This is a genomic window from Streptomyces beihaiensis (genome assembly GCF_026274175.1).
Taxonomy (GTDB): domain Bacteria; phylum Actinomycetota; class Actinomycetes; order Streptomycetales; family Streptomycetaceae; genus Streptomyces; species Streptomyces beihaiensis.
Genome location: NZ_JAPHNL010000039.1, coordinates 1 through 17144 on the forward strand (window position 1 = coordinate 1; position 17144 = coordinate 17144).

Here is a 17144-nt window from a genome sequence, read left to right on the forward strand (position 1 = left end):
CGACGCTCTTCCGATCTTGGCCAGCCGCCCGGCCAGCGCCGCCGCCCGCTCCACCCGGTCGGCCGGGTCGTCGAAGCCCACCGCGAGAACCCGTCGTACGTGGGTGAGGACCGCGGCGGGCGGGCGCGGGTGCCGCCCGAGCAGATCCGCGTACACGTCGAGCGCGCTGTCGTTGTCGGCACCGGCCTCGACGAGCGCCACGGCCGCGCCGACGCGCGCCTCCTCGTACGCGTTCGGCGCGTGGTAGAGGCGGGCGAGGAGGGCGAGGGCCCACGCCCGGTCGTCCGGTGTGGCGCGCAACTGCGCGGCGCGGGCGAGCGGTATCCACGTCTGGTGCAGCCCCACGCGGCCCGCGGTGGCGAGCCGTTCGCCGTGCCGTGCCAGGTTCTCCAGGTCGTCGGGGGCGAGCCGCGGCAGGAAGCGCGGCTCCAGGAACGAGTCCTGGAACGACAGCCACAGCCCGGCCGTCTGCTCGGACCGCTCCTCGAACCCCTTGAGGACGTGACGCAGCCGCTCGACCGCCTGCCCCGGGTCGGTCTGCTCGAGCGCTCCGGCCCAGGCGTTCTCGAGCCGACCGAGGCCGGACAGGCTCTTGCGCAACGAACGCTGCGGCTGCACCCGGCTCACCTCCCGCCCCATGCGAGGCGCGCGAAGTGGTCGGCCTGGAACCTGTTGCCCGCGGCGCGGAAGGCCGTCGCCGCGCGCTCCGCGAGGCGCTCACGGCTCATTCCGTCGGGCGGGCGCACGCCGGCGCACACGCATTCGTAGGCCGCCGCCCAGGCCAGGGCGGCGGCGCCATGGTCCGCCAACGCCCCTTGTGCCTTGGCGAGTTCGACCATCAGCACGGGCCGCAGCTCGCGCGGCACCGTGCTCTTGGCGAGCGCCTCGGTCAGCAGCCCGACCGCGGCGCGCGCCTCCCCGGCGGCCAGATGGCGGCGGGCCCGCGTCAACTCGTCCGGGCCGGGAGCCGTCGCCCGGGTCGCTTCGGCCCGGCCGCGGGCCCGGACGGGCCCCGCCGACGCCTCCTCCGGCAGCGCGTCCAAGGCGGCGATCACCTCGTCCGCCCCGCGGAACCGCCGCTCGGGCCGAAGCTCCAGGCAGCGCATGACGACGGCGTCCAGCTCGGGCGTGACCGAAGCCTCGATCGAGGAGGGCCGAACCGGTGGCGCCTTCCGCTTGGCCTCCACCAGCCACTCGGCGAGTTCACGCTCGGGCAGGTCGAGCGGGACGACGACATGCCCGTACGGCTCCTGCCCCGTCAGCCCCTCGTACATCAGCAGTCCGAGCGAGTACAGGTCGGAAGCGGGCAGGCTCGCGCCGCGCGCGGTCTCGGGTGCCATGTACCGGGTGGTGCCCGCGGCGCCCTGGACCTGGCCCGTGGCGAGCATGCGCGCGGCGAGCCCGAAGTCGATGAGCCGCACCGCGCGGTCCTGGCCGACGAGCACATTGTCGGGTTTCAGATCGCGGTGGAGCAGCGGCGGCACCAGGCAGTGCAGACCGCGCAGCGCCACCGCGATCTGCCGCGCCCACTTCACCATCAGACGCGGCGGAACACGGCCGAGGCGCGCGAACTCACCGGCCAGGGTCGCGCCTTGCACGTACTCCATGACGAGGTAGGCGCGCCCGCCGAGACCTGGGGCGAGTCCGGCGTCGTAGACGTGGACGAGGTGGCGGCGAGCCTCCAGGTCCGTCATCGTGCCCATGGCGTCGGCGAGGACGAGGACGTCGGCGAAGAGGTCGGCGGCGGTCGCCTCGGTCAGGTCGGCGCGTCGCGACACCTTGCACGCGACCGGCCGCACGGCCCGCCCCAGCACGTACTGCTCACTGCGGAACACGCCGCCGAACCCGCCTCCGCCGATCCATTCGCGCAGCACGTACCGGCCGTCGACGACCCGGCCGACCAGTTCGCGCAGATCGCTCTCGCCGGGCACCGCGGCAGCCGGAACCGCCCCGGGTCCGGTCGCCCGCTCCATCACACGCGCCTCCCCTCGACACGCACCGCGCCGCCGGCCGACCGGGCTCACCTCGGCCAACTCGACTGTTCAGTACGACACTTCGCCACGCCCCTACGGTTCCGGCGGTACCAGCCGTACTTCCGTGCGCGGCATCACGAGATCGGCGAACGGGTCGTCCGGCGCCTCGCCCGGCACGCACGTCACCTCGATGCGCGCGCACGCGCGGAACTCGTCCGGACGCTCCTCCGACGCCGTGAGCACCGGCGTCTCCACCAGGTCGGTCAGCAGCGGCGACATCACCCGTCCGCCTTCCCTGCCCTGCGCGGCGACATCTCTCTCGTGGCCCAGCTTGGCGGCGTAGCGCAGCAGTTCCTCCGAGACGACGAGGTCCTTCTCCCGCCGCTCGCGCCATAGTGCCCGCTGCCGCTCGACCACCAGGCGTCCGATCCCGTACATCGCCTCCTCGCCCAGCGGACGGAAGACGACGATGCGGCGGATCCGGGCGAGGAACTCGGGCGTGAAGACGGCCTCGCCCTGCCGGTGGCGCAGCTCGCCGAGGCGGGCGCGCACCGCGGCGGCGATCTCCTCGTCGGGGCGGTGCGCGCCGTGGTGGGAGATCTTCTCGTGCCCGGCGTTGGTGGTGAGCAGGAAGATCGCCCGGTCGGCGTGGGCCTTCACGCCGCGCTGGTCGATGATCCAGCCCTCGTCGAACAGGTTGAGGAACGGGCGCAGCACCTCCGGGTGTGCCTTCTCCACCTCGTCGAGGAGGAAGACGCAGTACGGGTCGGCATTGAGCTCGTTGATCAGGCGCCCGCCGCGCTCGTGGCCCCGGTAGCCGGGCGGTGGACCGATCAGGCCGGCGACGCTGTGCGGCTCGGTGAAGTTCTCCATCGGGTACGTCTGGAGTCGCTTGGACGCCGAGTACAGACCCGCCACGGCCTTGGCCAGCTCGGTCTTGCCGACGCCCGTCAGCCCGGCGAACAGCAGCACGGTCGCGGGCCCCGAACTCGCGTCGGCGAGACCGGCCTTGATCCGCCGCAGCTCGTCCGCGACCACCCGTACCGCCTGGTCCTGGCCGACGACGCGCGCGCCGAGCGCCGCCGCGTAGTCGACCCGGTCGTCGCCGTCGGCGGACCCGGCGATCTGGCTGCGCGCCACCCCGGACAGCTCGGCCACGACGTCGATGACGTCGTCCGCGGTCACCGCCGCCCGCTCGTCCCCCTCCTGGGTGCGCGCGTAGTGCAGGTCCTCGCAGGCGCGGCGCAGCACCCGCACGGCGGACTGCGGCAGCTTGCGGTGGGCGATGAACTCACCGGCGAGGACCACGGAGCGGGCCACCGCGTGGTCCTCGACGCTCAACCCGAACTCCTCCGCCAGCGCGTCCCCCGCCTGCCGCACCATGTCGCGGGCGCTCTCCCGGTCCGGCTCGGTCATGTCGATCCGGCAGGAGAGCTCCTGTAGTTCGTGGTCGGCGGTGAGCAGGTCCTCGTAGTCCTGCACGGACAGCACCCCGATGAGGTGGAGGCTGCGCTCGGACAGCGCGCGGCGCAGCTCCAGGACGTGGTCGGTTCCCTGCGGGCCGCGCAACAGCGGCCCGAGCCCGTCCACGCACACGACCACGTCGGTGCGGCCCTTCACGTGGCTGATGAGCGCCGACAGCTGGGTGCCGCTCTCCTCCGCCGCCACGTCCCGGCAGTCCACGCGCAGGAACCGCTTGCGCCGCAGGAAGGGAATCTCGCCCGCCGCCGCCCGCCGCGCCAGCTCCCGCAGCAGGGTGGTCGTGCCGATGCCGGGCAGACCGGTGACCAGCACGTGGTTGTTCTCGGCGCGGTGCAGGGCGCGGCACAGCGGGCCGAAGTAGCGGTCGAGGTGCCGGGCGGGTGGCAGCTCGCGGGTGCGTGCCTGCCAGGTCAGGTCCTCGGACGGCGGCAGGAAATCCGGCAGCTTGTACGCCGTCTCGCGCGGGCGCGCGCTACGGCGGGCGCGCAGCGACTCGGCCAGGTGGGTCCGCAGTCGCTCCAGGTCCAGGCGGAGCGGTTCGGCTGCGAGCACGGAGATCAGGCGCTGCGGCGGCTCGTCGAGCAGCGCGGCGAGCAGGTGGGGCGTGTCGACCCGGTCGGCGTCCCACAGGGCCGACGTGCGGCGGGCCGCGGTGAGCAGTTCGTGCAGGGCCTCTCCGCAGTCGTCGCGGTGCAGTCGGGGCGTGCCGCGGCTGGGCCGGTCCGATATCCGGAAGGCGCCGGATATCAGCTCGACCGCTTTCACCAGGCCGATCTGCGGCGGCAGTTGGAGCCGCAGCAGCCGCTCGGCCAGCCCTTCCGTCTCACCGAGCAGTGCGAGCAGGCAGTGCGGCGGCAGCAGCCGGTCGTAGCCGAGCGCGGCGGCACGCTCGGCGGCCCGTTCGAGGACGGCCCAGGCGTCGGGCGTGAATCCCTCGGTGCGCAGCCGTCCCGAGCCCTCGTCGAACAGTTCGCGCGGCGTTTCCAGACGCACCCGCACGCGGCGGCGCAGCGCGTCGGCGGCCCGTGTCAGGTCCAGGATCTCGCCGAGGAAGGTGCGGTCCTGCTCGTCGGGGTGGGCGAGGACGCAGGCCAGGAGCAGGTCGAGGACCGCGGGGCCGGTGAGCGGGACGGGCGTCTCGGCGGCACCGCGTGCTGCGGCGCCCCGTTCGGGGGCACTCTGTTCGGCGGCACCCCGTCCAGCGGCACGCTGTTCGGCGGCGCGCTGGCCAGCGGCACTCTGTTGAGTTGTGCTCATGGATACGGTCGTTGACGCGGGCGCGGCGACCGGGGCGGCGATCGCGGCGCTCTGGTCGGTGAACGCGTCGAGTGCCGCGAGAAGTTCCGGCGCGACGGAACTTCTCGAACCGTCGAATTCGTAGGCGGCGCCGGGCGGGTTGTAGACGTCGATGGCATCCATGAGGTGGGCCGGTGCCGCACCGTCGACGAGCGCCACGTCGAGCGCGGACAGCAGGGCGGCGTCGCGTTCGGCGAGGGCCGCGTACAGCACGTCGCTGGGCCGCATCCGTCGGCCCGACCGCTGCGCGGCCGCGGTCAGGACGGCGGCGGTCCGCCGGTCACCACAGGCGTCAGGGTCGAGTACGCCGTCGGTGAAGAACTGTGTCGGGCGCAGCTGCATACGCGTCGCGGGGGACGCGGCACGGCTTCGACAACCGGACCGGGCCCCTCGCTCCCACCTCCCCGTTACGGCAATGCTTCCACAACGGGCGCCTCACGCTCCCCTGTTCTGCGGAAACTGCCCGTGAAGAGACAGCAGGGAGCGCACGAAGGCGACTTGGGGGCGCGCACCCGGCGCGTCCGGCACACCCAGGGCGCACGCGGGCGGCCCCGAGACCCGGGTCAGCGCCTGCTGCGGGAGTCCCCGAAGAAGATCCGGTAGACGATCAGGAGGACGAGAGCGCCGCCGATCGCGGAGATCCAGGTGGCGGTGTCGTAGAAGTCGGTGGCTATGGGCCGGTCGAGCCACTTCGCCGATATCCAGCCGCCGATGAAGGAGCCCGCGACGCCGATGAGCGTGGTGCCGATCAGCCCGCCCGGGTCGCGGCCCGGGAGCAGGAACTTGGCGATGGCACCGGCGATCAGGCCCAGGAGGATCCAGCTGATGATGCTCATGCCGTGTTCTGCCTTTCCGTCGTGCTGCTGCTTGTAGTGCTTTGTGCGTGATGTCTGTGTGCCGGCGTGGTGTCTATGGTTCCGGCGTGGTCTCTGTGGTGCCCGTGTGGTGCGTGAGTGGTTCGCACCGGCTCGACGCACTGTTTCCCCGAAGGACGACACCCATGCGTATCGCGGTTGCGGTGCGCCTTTAGGGTGCGGCGCATGACACAGTCGGGAACTTCCCTGCGCAGAGCGCTCGGTGTACGAGACGCCGTCGTCGTCGGACTCGGCGCGATGATCGGCGCCGGCGTCTTCGCCGCGCTGGGTCCGGCAGCCCGATCGGCCGGCTCCGGGCTGCTGTACGCGCTCGCGGCAGCCGCCGTGGTGGCGTACTGCAACGCGACGTCGTCCGCGCGGCTCGCCGCCCGCTACCCCGTCTCCGGCGGCACGTACGTGTACGGGCGCGAGCGGCTCGGCCCGTTCTGGGGCTACCTGGCGGGCTGGGCGTTCGTCGTGGGCAAGACGGCGTCGTGCGCGGCGATGGCCCTGACGGTGGGCACATACGTGTGGCCGGGGCAGGCGCACGCGGTGGCCGTCGTGGCCGTGGTGGCGGTGACCGCCGTGAACTACCTGGGCGTCCAGAAGTCGGCCGGGCTCACCCGGGTCGTCGTCGCCGTGGTGCTCGCGGTCCTCGCGGCGGTCGTGATCGTGTGCGTCGCCTCCGGACCTGCGCGGGCCTCCCGGCTCGAACCGGGGCTCTCCGGGGGCGTGGGCGGCGTGCTCGGCGGGGCCGGGCTGCTGTTCTTCGCCTTCGCCGGGTACGCGCGCGTGGCGACGCTCGGCGAGGAGGTGCGGGATCCGGCGCGCACGATTCCGCGGGCGATCCCCATAGCGCTGGCCATCACCCTGGTCGTGTACGCCGCCGTGGCGGTGGCCGCCGTCTCCGTCCTCGGCACCCGCGGGCTCGCCACGGCCTCGGCGCCGCTGGCCGACGCGGTACGGGCGGCCGGGGCGGACGGCCTCGTACCCGTCGTCAGGGCGGGGGCCGCGGTGGCGGCGCTCGGCTCACTGATGGCGCTCGTGCTCGGTGTCTCCCGGACCACCTTGGCGATGGCACGCGACCGCCACCTGCCGCACACTCTGTCGGCCGTGCATCCGCGCTTCCAGGTGCCGCACAGGGCCGAACTGGCTGTCGGCGCGGTGGTGGCCGTCGCGGCGGCGCTGGGCGACGTGCGCGGCGCGATCGGCTTCTCCTCGTTCGGCGTGCTCGCCTACTACGCGGTGGCCAACGCCTCGGCGTGGACCCTGACCTCCGCCTTCCGCGGGCGCGTGGTGCCCGCCGTGGGCGCCGTGGGCTGCGCTGCCCTGGCGTTCTCCCTTCCGGCGACGTCGGTGGCGGCGGGGGCCGGGGTGCTCGTGGTGGGGGCGGCGGCGTACGCGGCACGCGCACAGCTGCCGGCACGCACGCGTGACGGCCGATAGGGCCCCGAGGCGTCTACCGCGTCGCGAACGGCCGGTCCGTGGGCACGATCTCCCGGCCCAACGGCAGCAACGACACCGGGATCAGCTTGAAGTTGGCGATCCCGAAGGGGATTCCGATGATCGTGAGGCACAGGGCGATGCCGGTGACGATGTGGGCCAGCGCAAGCCACCAACCCGCCAGGACGAGCCACAGGATGTTGCCGACGCAGGAGGGGGCGCCCGCGTCCCGGCGCTCGACCGTCGTGTACCCGAAGGGCCACAGGGCGTAGATCCCGATCCTGAACGACGCGATGCCGAAGGGGATCCCGATGATGGTGACGCAGAGCAGCAGACCTGCGAGCACGTAGCCCAGGAACAGCCAGAAGCCGCTCAGGACCAACCAGATGATGTTGAGGAGTGTCTTCACGATCGGCGACCTGCCATCTGCTCGAGCCGGGCGATTCGCTCCGCCATCGGCGGGTGCGTGGAGAACATCTTCGACAGTCCCTGGCCGGGCCGGAAGGGGTTCGCGATCATCATGTGGCTCGCCGTCTCCAGACGCGGCTCGGGCGGCAGCGGCAACTGCTTCGTACCGGCCTCAAGCTTGCGCAGCGCGCTCGCCAGGGCCAGCGGGTCGCCGGTGAGCCGGGCGCCCGAGGCGTCGGCCTCGTACTCCCTCGATCGGCTGATCGCGAGCTGGATGACGGACGCGGCGAGCGGGCCGAGCAGCATGATCAGGAGCATGCCGATCAGGCCGGGGCCGTCGTCGTCATCGGAGCGGCCGATCGGGATGAGCCACGCGAAGTTGACCAGGAACATGATCACGGAGGCGAGCGCTCCGGCCACCGACGAGATCAGGATGTCGCGGTTGTAGACATGGCTGAGCTCGTGGCCGATGACACCGCGCAGCTCGCGCTCGTCCAGGATGCGCAGGATCCCGTCGGTGCAGCAGACCGCCGCGTTGCGCGGGTTGCGGCCCGTCGCGAACGCGTTCGGCGCCTCCGTCGGGGAGATGTAGAGGCGAGGCATGGGCTGCCGGGCCTGCGTGGAGAGGTCCCGCACCATCCGGTACAGCGCGGGCGCCTCGAACTCGCTGACCGGGCGGGCCCGCATCGCGCGCAGGGCGAGCTTGTCACTGTTCCAGTACGCGTACGCGTTGGTCCCCAGCGCGACGACGAGCGCGATGACGAGCCCCGTCCGGCCGAAGAAGCTACCGATGACGAGAATGAGGGCGGACAGTCCTCCGAGGAGGACTGCCGTCCTCAGTCCGTTGTGCCGGCGGTGCACGGTACGCCCTCCTGGTGGTGCGGCAGGGGAACCCACTGCTTGCTGTCTTGCTGCTTCCACTGGGAGTGCACGCATGCGCGTGCATCCGTGTCCAGTGGACCCTCCCTGACTGGTCAACGCCAGACGAGCGGGACTAGTTCCCTTGTGCACCAGGTGCGCGACGGGCGCGCGTGTAGGCCGTACGGGTCAGCGCTGCCCCGGCAGGCCCGCCAGCTCCAGCGCCTCCGGGTCGGCCTTGATCTCGCTCGTGCAGTGCGCGCAGCGGGTGGCGATGCCGGGAATCTGGCTGTAGCAGCGCGGGCAGTCGCGGGTGGCGGCCTTGGCGTCGACCGGCTTGTCGCGGTCCATGCGCGCCTGGAGCTTCATCATCGGCACGACGACCAGGAAGTAGAGCACGGCCGCGGTGATCAGGAAGGCGATGGCGGCGCTGATGAACTTGCCGTACGGGAACTCGGTGCCGTCCACCGTGAAGTGCGCCGTGCTGAAGTCACCGGTCGAGCGCGTGGCCAGGCCGATCAGCGGGGCGATGAACGCCGTGCTGAAGCCGGTGACGACCGCGGTGAACGCGGCTCCGACGGCGAGGCCGATGGCCATCGAGACGATGTTTCCACGGAGGATGAAGTCCTTGAACCCGCTCAGCACGGCGTTGTCTCCTTCAGGTGCGACCTGTGGGTGGGGTGGGTGCCGCGGCCCGTGGTGTGGATGGCCGGGACCGTACGAGGGTTCTAGAAGAGGCCCGTGGAGGCAAATCGCAGCACCACTTGCGGGGCACCGGACAGCGCCACACCGATGACGGCGGTGGCGGCGACGGCCGTCGTGAGCGGGCCGCAGAAACGGTCAGCCACCTGCGCTTTCCCGGTGCTCTCGCCCTCACGCGCGCGAAAGAGCGTGGCCGTCCACTGAAGGTAGTAGTAGAGCGCGATCACCACGTTGACGGCCATGACGACGGCGAGCCAGCCGAGCCCCGCGTCGACGGCCGCCGAGAAGACGGTGACCTTGGCGAACAGGCCGATGATGCCCGGCGGCAGGCCCGCGAGGCACAGCAGGAAGAAGCCCAGGACGAGCGCGGCGAACGGGCGGGAGGCGTACAGGCCCCGGTAGTCGCTCAGGCGGTTGAGCGGCTTCGTACGGGCGACGAGCGCGGCCACGGCGAACGCGCCGAGGTTCACCGCGGCGTACATCAGCGCGTAAGCGAGCGTGGAGCCGACCGACTTCTGCGGGTCGTCGGAGTAGGCGGCCGCGGCGATCGGCACCAGGAGGTAGCCGGCCTGGCCGACGGAGGACCAGGCGAGCAGCCGGACGGCGCTGTACGCGCGCGTGGCCTGCTGGCGCAGGGCGGCGACGTTGCCGACGGTCATGGTCAGCGCGGCGAGCGCGGCGAGCGCCGGGCCCCACACGTCGGCGTACGACGGGAAGGCGATGACGGTGACGAGGATGAGGCCGGAGAAGCCCACGGCCTTGCCGATGACCGACAGGTAGGCGGCGACCGGCAGGGGGGCGCCCACATAGGTGTCGGGCACCCAGAAGTGGAACGGCACGGCGGCCGTCTTGAAGGCGAAGCCGACGAGGGTGAGCGCCACACCGGCCTGGGTGAGGGTGTGGAGTTGCCCGTCGACGTGGGTGAGCCCGGTGGCGACGCGGGTGAGGTGCAGGGTGCCCGTGCTCGCGTAGACGAAGCTGACGCCCAGCAGTGTGACGGCGGTCGCGGTGACCGAGGAGAGGAAGAACTTCAGGGCCGCGTCGGAGGAACGCCGGTCGCCCCGCTTGAGACCGACGAGGGCGAAGGCGGGCAGGGAGGCGACCTCCAGGGCGACGACCAGGGTGGCCAGATCGCGGGAGGCGGGCAGCAGGGCGGCTCCCGCGGCGGAGGACAGCAGCAGGAACCAGAACTCGCCCTCCGGATAGGGCCTGGCACCGTTCCGGTGGTTTCTCGCGTCCTTGAGGCTGCTGATGGAGAGCAGAGCCGTGACCAGGGCGCCCGCGAGGACCAGGAACTGGATGACCAGGGTGAAACGGTCCGCGGTGTAGCTGCAGGCGTCGTACGGCGCGTTGTGCAGGCAGAACGTCGAGCGCCTGGCGCCGATGAGCGGGACGAGGGAGAGCGTGGCGGCGGCCAGGCCCGCGACGGACGTCCAGCCGAGGACCGCCTTGCGGTTCTCCCCCACGAACAGGTCGGCGACCAGGACGACCAGCGCGACGACCGCTGCGATGGTCGGCGGCGCGATGGCGGTCCAGTCGACGGACTGGACGAGGGAGGCCACGGAGGGCGCGGCGACGGCGGTCACTTCATGCCTCCTGCGAGGAGCTTCTGCACGGCCGGGTTCGTCAGGCCGAGCAGGGCGGCGGGCCACAGGCCCGCGAGGACGGTGAGGGCGACGAGCGGGGTCCAGGCGGCGAACTCGTACCCGCGCACGTCGGCGAGGCGTGGTGCCTCGGGCGTGCTCGGCCCCATGCAGACGCGGCGGACCACGATGAGCATGTACGCGGCGGTCAGCAGGGTGCCGACGGCGGCGATCGACATGAACACGAGGAACGCCGGTCGGCTCAGATCACCGGCTGGCTTGAACGCGCCGAACAGCGCCAGCATCTCGCCCCAGAATCCGGCGAGTCCGGGCAGACCGAGGGAGGCGACGGCGCCGAACGCGAGAAGCCCGCCGAGCCGCGGCGCCTTTCCGTACAGGGCCATGCCGCTCTGTTCGGAGAGGGTGTCGAGGTCGCTGGTTCCGGTCCGGTCCTTGAGCGCGCCGACGAGGAAGAAGAGCAGGCCGGTGATGAGGCCGTGGGCGATGTTGGCGAAGAGCGCGCCGTTGACGCCGGTCGGGGACATCGTGGCGATGCCGAGCAGGACGAAGCCCATGTGGCCGACGGAGGAGTAGGCGATCAGGCGCTTGAGGTCGCCCTTCGCGCCCTGCTTGGCGAGGTTCAGGCAGGCGAGGGACCCGTAGATGATCCCGACGACGGCGAACGCGGCGAGGTACGGCGCGAAGGTCCGCATCCCGTCGGGCGCGATCGGCAGCAGGATCCGGACGAACCCGTACGTTCCCATCTTCAGCAGGACGCCGGCGAGGAGGACCGAGCCGACGGTCGGCGCGGCGGTGTGGGCGTCCGGCAGCCAGCTGTGCAGTGGCCACATCGGGGCCTTCACCGCGAGCCCGATCCCGATCGCCAGAACGGCGATGACCTGCACGGATGTGCTCAGACCCCGGCCGTTGTCAGTGGCCAGTGCCATCATGTCGAACGTGCCGGACTTGAGGCCGATGAGGAGGAGGCCGAGCAGCATCACGACCGAGCCGAGCAGCGTGAAGAGGATGAATTTCCAGGCCGCTCGCGCTCGTTGCTCACCGCCCCAGCGGGCGATGAGGAAGTACATCGGGATGAGGACCATCTCGAAGGCGAGGAAGAAGAGGAGGAGGTCGAGGACGGCGAAGGTGGCGAGGGTGCCCGATTCCAGGACCAGGATCAGGGCGACGAATGCCTTGGGTGACGGGCCCTTGGGCATTTTGAAGTAGGAGTACAGCGCGCACAGGAACGTCAGCAGCGCCGTGAGCACCAGAAGGGGGAGGGAGATGCCGTCGATGCCGAGGTGGATGCGCACGCCGAGCGCGGGGATCCAGCTGATGTCGGTCGTGGCCTGCATCCTCGACGGGTGGCCGTGGTCGAAGCCGAGCGCGAGGACGATCGCGGCGACGAGCACCGCGCCGGTCACGGTCACGCCGTGGCGGAGTACGGCCTGGTCCGGGGACTTCCCCTTCAGCCCCGGCGGGGCGGGGAGGAGAGCGGCGACGGCGCCGATGAGCGGGCCGACGACGATCAATGCGAGAAGAAGCTGCATCACGGATTCGCTGATATCGATCACGGCTGCTCACGCTCCGGCGGTGGCGACGAGGACGACGGCGACCACCAGGACGACGGTGCCTGCGAGCAGTGCGCTGAGGTAGGTCTGCACGTTTCCGGTCTGGGCGCGGCGCACGGCCCAGCCCAGGGCCTTGGGAGTCTCGGCCGCCGCGCGTACGTAGGTGTCGACGACGGCGCGGTCGAGGAACTGGACGAGCGAGGCGGCGGCCCGCACCGGACGGACGAAGAGCGCCGCGTAGGCGCCGTCGAGGTGGAAGCCGACGGCGGCGTGACGGTACAGCGGGCCGAGCAGCAGCCGGCCGGGGTCGGCGTCGGGGACCGCGTCGGGGGTTGCGTCGGGGGTTGCGCCTGAGGCGGCGCCGATGGCGGCCATCGCGGTGGTGTGGCGCCAGGCCCCGTAGGTGACGAGTCCGCCTACGAGGGCGACGCCCGTGCCGAGGACGGAGGTGGTGAGGGCCGGGGTGAGCGAGCGGCCGTCGAACCAGTCGGGCAGTACGCCCGTGACCAGACCGAGAGCGAGGGAGGGGATCGCCAGGACCCACAGCACGACGTTCATGACGACCGGCTGCCTGCCGTGGTCGGGGGCTTCACCGCCCCGGCCGTTGAAGGCGAGCAGCCACAGGCGGGTCGCGTAGGCGGCGGTGAGGAGGGCGGTGAGCAGGCCCGCGACGAGGACGATCCAGCCGGTGACGGCAGGGACGCCGTGCTGGTCGCCGGTGGCGGTGTGCTCGGCGGCGCCGAGGACGGCCTCCTTCGAGAAGAAACCGCTGAACGGCGGGATCGCGGCGAGGGCGAGCAGCGCCACGGTCATCGTCCAGAAGGCGTCCGGCACACGGTCGCGCAGGTCCTTCATGCGGGACATCGCGGAGAGCGAGTTGGTACCGGCGGCGTGGATGATCACGCCCGCCGCGAGGAACAGCAGCGCCTTGAAGCCGCCGTGCGTGAGGAGGTGGAAGACGGCGGCATCGCGGTCGCCGACGGCCAGGGCCCCGGTCATGTAACCGAGTTGGCCGACGGTGGAGTACGCGAGGACGCGCTTGATGTCGTCCTGGGCGAGGGCGGCGAGGGCGGAACCGGCCATGGTGACGGCGGCCATGACGGCGAGCACGATCAGGGCCGCCTGCGACGCGGCGAAGACGGGGAGGAGACGGGCGATGAAGTAGACACCGGCGGCGACCATCGTCGCCGCGTGGATCAGCGCGGAGACGGGCGTGGGGCCCGCCATCGCGTCGGGCAGCCAGGTGTGCAGCGGGAACTGGGCGGACTTGCCCGCGACACCGGCGAGCAGGAGCAGCGCGATGAGCGTCGGGTGGTCGAGGCCGCCCGAGCTCGCCGCCTTGCCGAGGACCGTCGTGATGCGGAAAGAGCCCGCGTCCGCGGCGAGCGCGAACAGACCGATGAGGAAGGGGACGTCACCGAGCTTTGTGACGACGAAGGCCTTGAGGGAGGCGGCGCGCGCCTCGGGGGTCTCCCAGTAGTGGCCGACGAGGAAGTACGAGCAGATGCCCATGACTTCCCAGCCGACGAGCAGCACGATCAGGTCGCCCGAGTAGACGACCAGGAGCATCGCGGAGGTGAACAGCGAGACGAGCGCGGCATAGGAGGGGTAGCGGGGGTCGTCGCGCAGATAGCCCGTCGAGTAGATCTGCACGCAGGTCGCCACGACGCCGACGAGGACGGCGACGAGGGCGGCGAAGCCGTCGATGTGGAGGGCGAGTTCGATCGGCACGGAGCCGGTCGGGGTGAGCTGGGTGTGGGTGTTCAGGGCGGCGGTGCCGTTGCCGTTGCCGCCGCCCTGGTCGACGGCGACGACGACGGCGAGCACCAGCGCGGCCAGCGTCGGCAGTACGGCCAGCGGGCGGACGAGGCCGGGGACCGTGCGGCCGAGCAGCAGGCCGGCGACGGCGCCGAGGAACGGAAGGAGGGGGACGAGGACGGCGAGGGTCGTGGTGGTCACGCGGTGGCCTCGGCCTTCTCGTCCGTGGCGTCGGCGGCATCGGCCACCGCCGCGGTGTCGGACGGGTCGTACGGGTCGTCGTGCGGGTCGCGGGGTTCGGCGGCGTCGCGGAGCTTGTCGATGTCCGAGGTGCCGCGGCCCCGGTAGACGGCCAGCACGATCGCCAGACCGATGCCGATCTCGGCGGCGGCGACGGCGATGACGAACAGGGTCAGCGCCTGGCCCGCGTGGAGGGTGTCGCGCAGCCAGACGTCGAAGGCGACGAGGTTGAGGTTGACGGCGTTCAGCATGAGCTCGACCGACATCAGGACCAGGATCGCGTTGCGGCGGGCCAGGACGCCGTACAGGCCCGTGCAGAAGAGAAGGGAGGACAGGACCGCGGGGTAGACGAGATGCATCAGTGACCGCCCTTGCCGTCGGCGGCTGCGGCGCCGTCGTTCTTGCGGGACAGGACGATCGCGCCGACGAGGGCGGCGAGGAGGAGCACGGACAGGGCCTCGAACGGCAGCACCCAGTGCCGGAAGAGGATCGAGCCGGTCACGGCCGTGCTGCCCTGGGCGCGGTCCACGTCGATCCAGGTCGTGCGGAAGGCGTCGGCGACGACCCAGACCAGGGCGGCGGCCGAGGCGAGGGCGACCGTCAGGGCGGCCCAGCGGTTGCCGCTGTCCGCGTCCGGGGAGCGGCCGATGGGTGCGCGGGTCAGCATCAGACCGAAGAGGAGGAGGACCACGACGGAACCGACATAGATGAGCACCTGCACCCAGGCGATGAACTCGGCGGTGAGCAGCAGGTACTCGACGGCCAGGCCGCCGAGGGCGACGACCAGCCAGAGAGCGGCGTGCACCAGCTGCTTGGTGGTGACGGTGACGATCGCGGCACCGAAGGTGACCAGGCCGACGAGGAGGAAGGCGACCTCTACGCCCGTCGGGGAGAGGAAGCCGTGACTGTCGGCGGCCAGGACGAGGCTGCTCATGCGGTCGGCTCCTCTCCCGAGCGCGAGCCCGAGCCCGAGCTGTCGGAGCCGGAGCCCTCGGGACCGGAGCCCTCGGGACCGGAGCTCTCGGGGCCGGAGCCCTCGGGACCGGAGCCCTCGGGGCCGGCTGCGGCCTGCTTCTCGGCCTCCAGCTTCTCGGCCTCCAGCTTCTCGGCCGCCAACTTCTCGGCCTCCAGCTTCTCCGCCGCCTTACGAGCGGCCGCCAGTTCCTTGGGTTCCTCGGCCGCCGGGTCGAGGGCTGGAGGAGACGGAACCGTCCACATCCACTCGCGGAGTTTGTCGCGCTCGTGGGTGAGTTCGCGGATGTCCGTCTCGGCGTACTCGAACTCGGGTGACCAGAACAGCGCGTCGAAGGGGCACACCTCGATGCAGATACCGCAGTACATGCAGAGGGAGAAGTCGATGGCGAACCGGTCGAGGACGTTACGGGAGCGCTCGCGGCCGCCGGGGGCGGCGGGCGGCACCGTCTCCTTGTGGGAGTCGATGTAGATGCACCAGTCGGGGCACTCGCGGGCGCACAGCATGCAGACCGTGCAGTTCTCCTCGAACAGGCCGATCACGCCGCGCGTACGCGGCGGCAGTTCGGGCTGTACGTCGGGGTACTGCTCGGTGACGGTCTTGCGCGTCAGCGTGCGGAGGGTGACGGCGAGGCCCTTGGCCAGGCCGGACCCGGGGAAGTTCGCGGGCATCAGGCGATCGCCACCTTCACGATTCCGGTGAGCGCGATCTGCGCCAGGGCGAGCGGGACGAGAAGAGTCCAGGAGAGCTTCTGAAGCTGGTCCTCGCGCAGCCGCGGGTAGGTCACGCGCAGCCAGATCACGACGAAGGCGAGCACCGCCGTCTTCAGGAGCGTCCAGACCCACCCGAGTCCGTCGGCGCCCCACGGGCCGTGCCAGCCGCCCAGGAACAGGACGGTGGTCAGGCCGCACAGGACGACGATGCCCGCGTACTCGGCGAGCAGGAAGAGAGCGAAGCGCAGGCCCGTGTACTCGGTGTACGCGCCGAAGATGATCTCGGAGTCGGCGACCGGCATGTCGAAGGGAGGGCGCTGCAGTTCGGCCAGGCCCGCCACGAAGAAGACCAGCGCGCCGACGATCTGCCAGGGCAGCCACCACCACTCGAAGGCGTCGAGGATGCCGGGGAGGGAGACCGTTCCGGCCGCCATGGCGACCGAGGCCGCCGTGAGCAGCATCGGGAGTTCGTACGCAAGGAGCTGGGCCGCCGTGCGCAGGCCGCCGAGGAGGGAGAACTTGTTGGCACTCGCCCAGCCGGCCATCAGCGAGCCGAGCACGCCGACGCCCATCACGGCGAGCACGAAGAAGACGCCCGCGTCGACGAGGGCGCCGACCGCGCCGTCACCGGGACCGACCGGAATGGCGAGGAGCACCAGGAGGTACGGGAGGAGGGCCACTGCGGGGGCGAGTTGGAAGACGCGGCGGTCGGCGTCGGCCGGGACCACGTCCTCCTTCTGCGCGAACTTGACGCCATCGGCGACGAGCTGGGCCCAGCCATGGAAACCGCCCGCGTACATGGGGCCGAGGCGGCCCTGCATGTGGGCCATCACCTTGTGCTCGGTCTGGCCCACGACCAGGGGAAGCACCAGGAAGGCGACGAAGACGACGGCCAGGCGCAGGGTGACGTCCAGTGCGTCGTTCACTGCGCGCCTCCGTCGGGCTTGTCCGTGGTCGTGTCTGTGCTCGTGTCTGTGGTCGTGTCCGTGCTCGTGTCTGTGCTCGTGTCTGTGGTCGTGTCCGTGCTCGTGTCGGTGCCTGTGTCAGTCTCTGAGTCTGTTCCTGCCTCTGTTCTCGCGTCTGCTCTTGCGTCTGCTCTTGCGTCTGTTCCCGTGCCTGTGTTGTCGGGCTTCGTCGCGGCCTGTTCGTCGAACGCCGGGCGGGCGTGGTGCCAGGGCGCGTCGCTCGTACGGGGTTTGGGCTCGGGCTGGTCCGTCGGCTCGGCGGGGGCCGGGCGTTGGGAGGCCGAACCCTCCGCGGCGCTGCGGCCACGGCGGGCCGGGCGGGCGG

15 protein-coding genes are annotated in these 17144 nt (G+C 71.6%); 1 reads left to right on the forward strand and 14 read right to left on the reverse strand.

Annotated features, from left to right (window positions below):
* From OFY01_RS05505 to OFY01_RS05520, 4 genes are all read right to left on the reverse strand, one after another.
* A partial coding sequence (locus tag OFY01_RS05505; protein WP_266596847.1) for a hypothetical protein occupies nt 1–618 on the reverse strand: 618 nt, incomplete at its 3' end.
* A gap of 5 nt (nt 619–623) precedes the next feature.
* Complete coding sequence (locus OFY01_RS05510; protein ID WP_266596849.1) at nt 624–1973, reverse strand: serine/threonine-protein kinase; 1350 nt, start codon at nt 1971–1973, stop codon at nt 624–626.
* 93 nt (nt 1974–2066) lie between these two features.
* Complete coding sequence (locus tag OFY01_RS05515; protein ID WP_266596851.1) at nt 2067–5093, reverse strand: AAA family ATPase; 3027 nt, start codon at nt 5091–5093, stop codon at nt 2067–2069.
* 221 nt (nt 5094–5314) lie between these two features.
* Complete coding sequence (locus tag OFY01_RS05520) at nt 5315–5587, reverse strand: GlsB/YeaQ/YmgE family stress response membrane protein (protein ID WP_266596853.1); 273 nt, start codon at nt 5585–5587, stop codon at nt 5315–5317.
* Between the two features lie 204 nt (nt 5588–5791).
* Between OFY01_RS05520 and OFY01_RS05525 the strand changes: the two genes are divergently transcribed.
* On the forward strand, nt 5792–7051 hold the full coding sequence (locus tag OFY01_RS05525; RefSeq protein WP_266596855.1) for an APC family permease: 1260 nt from the start codon (nt 5792–5794) through the stop codon (nt 7049–7051).
* 13 nt (nt 7052–7064) lie between these two features.
* Here the strand turns inward: OFY01_RS05525 and OFY01_RS05530 are convergent, their stop codons facing one another.
* The 10 genes from OFY01_RS05530 to OFY01_RS05575 all read right to left on the reverse strand — a co-directional run bounded on the left by OFY01_RS05530 (nt 7065) and on the right by OFY01_RS05575 (nt 16780).
* On the reverse strand, nt 7065–7457 hold the full coding sequence (locus tag OFY01_RS05530) for a YccF domain-containing protein (protein ID WP_266596857.1): 393 nt from the start codon (nt 7455–7457) through the stop codon (nt 7065–7067).
* On the reverse strand, nt 7454–8317 hold the full coding sequence (gene htpX / locus OFY01_RS05535; RefSeq protein WP_266596859.1) for a zinc metalloprotease HtpX: 864 nt from the start codon (nt 8315–8317) through the stop codon (nt 7454–7456). Before htpX ends, OFY01_RS05530 begins: the two co-directional genes overlap by 4 nt.
* A 186-nt stretch (nt 8318–8503) precedes the next feature.
* A complete protein-coding gene (gene mscL / locus OFY01_RS05540; RefSeq protein WP_266596861.1) occupies nt 8504–8959 on the reverse strand; it encodes a large conductance mechanosensitive channel protein MscL in 456 nt (151 codons plus the stop codon).
* Between the two features lie 83 nt (nt 8960–9042).
* On the reverse strand, nt 9043–10578 hold the full coding sequence (locus OFY01_RS05545) for an NADH-quinone oxidoreductase subunit N (RefSeq protein WP_407700281.1): 1536 nt from the start codon (nt 10576–10578) through the stop codon (nt 9043–9045).
* A 20-nt stretch (nt 10579–10598) separates the two neighbouring features.
* Nucleotides 10599–12173, reverse strand: a complete 1575-nt coding sequence (locus OFY01_RS05550; protein ID WP_266596865.1) for a complex I subunit 4 family protein — start codon at nt 12171–12173, stop codon at nt 10599–10601.
* Between the two features lie 6 nt (nt 12174–12179).
* Nucleotides 12180–14129: an NADH-quinone oxidoreductase subunit 5 family protein gene (locus tag OFY01_RS05555; protein WP_266596867.1), complete on the reverse strand. Its 1950-nt coding sequence runs from the start codon at nt 14127–14129 to the stop codon at nt 12180–12182.
* Nucleotides 14126–14527 carry an NADH-quinone oxidoreductase subunit NuoK gene (gene nuoK / locus OFY01_RS05560; protein WP_266596869.1) on the reverse strand — a complete coding sequence of 134 codons (402 nt, stop codon included), beginning with the start codon at nt 14525–14527 and terminating at the stop codon, nt 14126–14128. The genes OFY01_RS05555 and nuoK overlap by 4 nt, the downstream gene beginning before the upstream one ends.
* Nucleotides 14527–15102: an NADH-quinone oxidoreductase subunit J family protein gene (locus tag OFY01_RS05565; protein WP_266596871.1), complete on the reverse strand. Its 576-nt coding sequence runs from the start codon at nt 15100–15102 to the stop codon at nt 14527–14529. The genes nuoK and OFY01_RS05565 overlap by 1 nt, the downstream gene beginning before the upstream one ends.
* On the reverse strand, nt 15099–15812 hold the full coding sequence (locus OFY01_RS05570) for a NuoI/complex I 23 kDa subunit family protein (RefSeq protein WP_266596873.1): 714 nt from the start codon (nt 15810–15812) through the stop codon (nt 15099–15101). The genes OFY01_RS05565 and OFY01_RS05570 overlap by 4 nt, the downstream gene beginning before the upstream one ends.
* A complete protein-coding gene (locus tag OFY01_RS05575) occupies nt 15812–16780 on the reverse strand; it encodes a complex I subunit 1/NuoH family protein (protein ID WP_266596875.1) in 969 nt (322 codons plus the stop codon). Before OFY01_RS05575 ends, OFY01_RS05570 begins: the two co-directional genes overlap by 1 nt.
* Nucleotides 16781–17144: the final 364 nt, after the last annotated feature.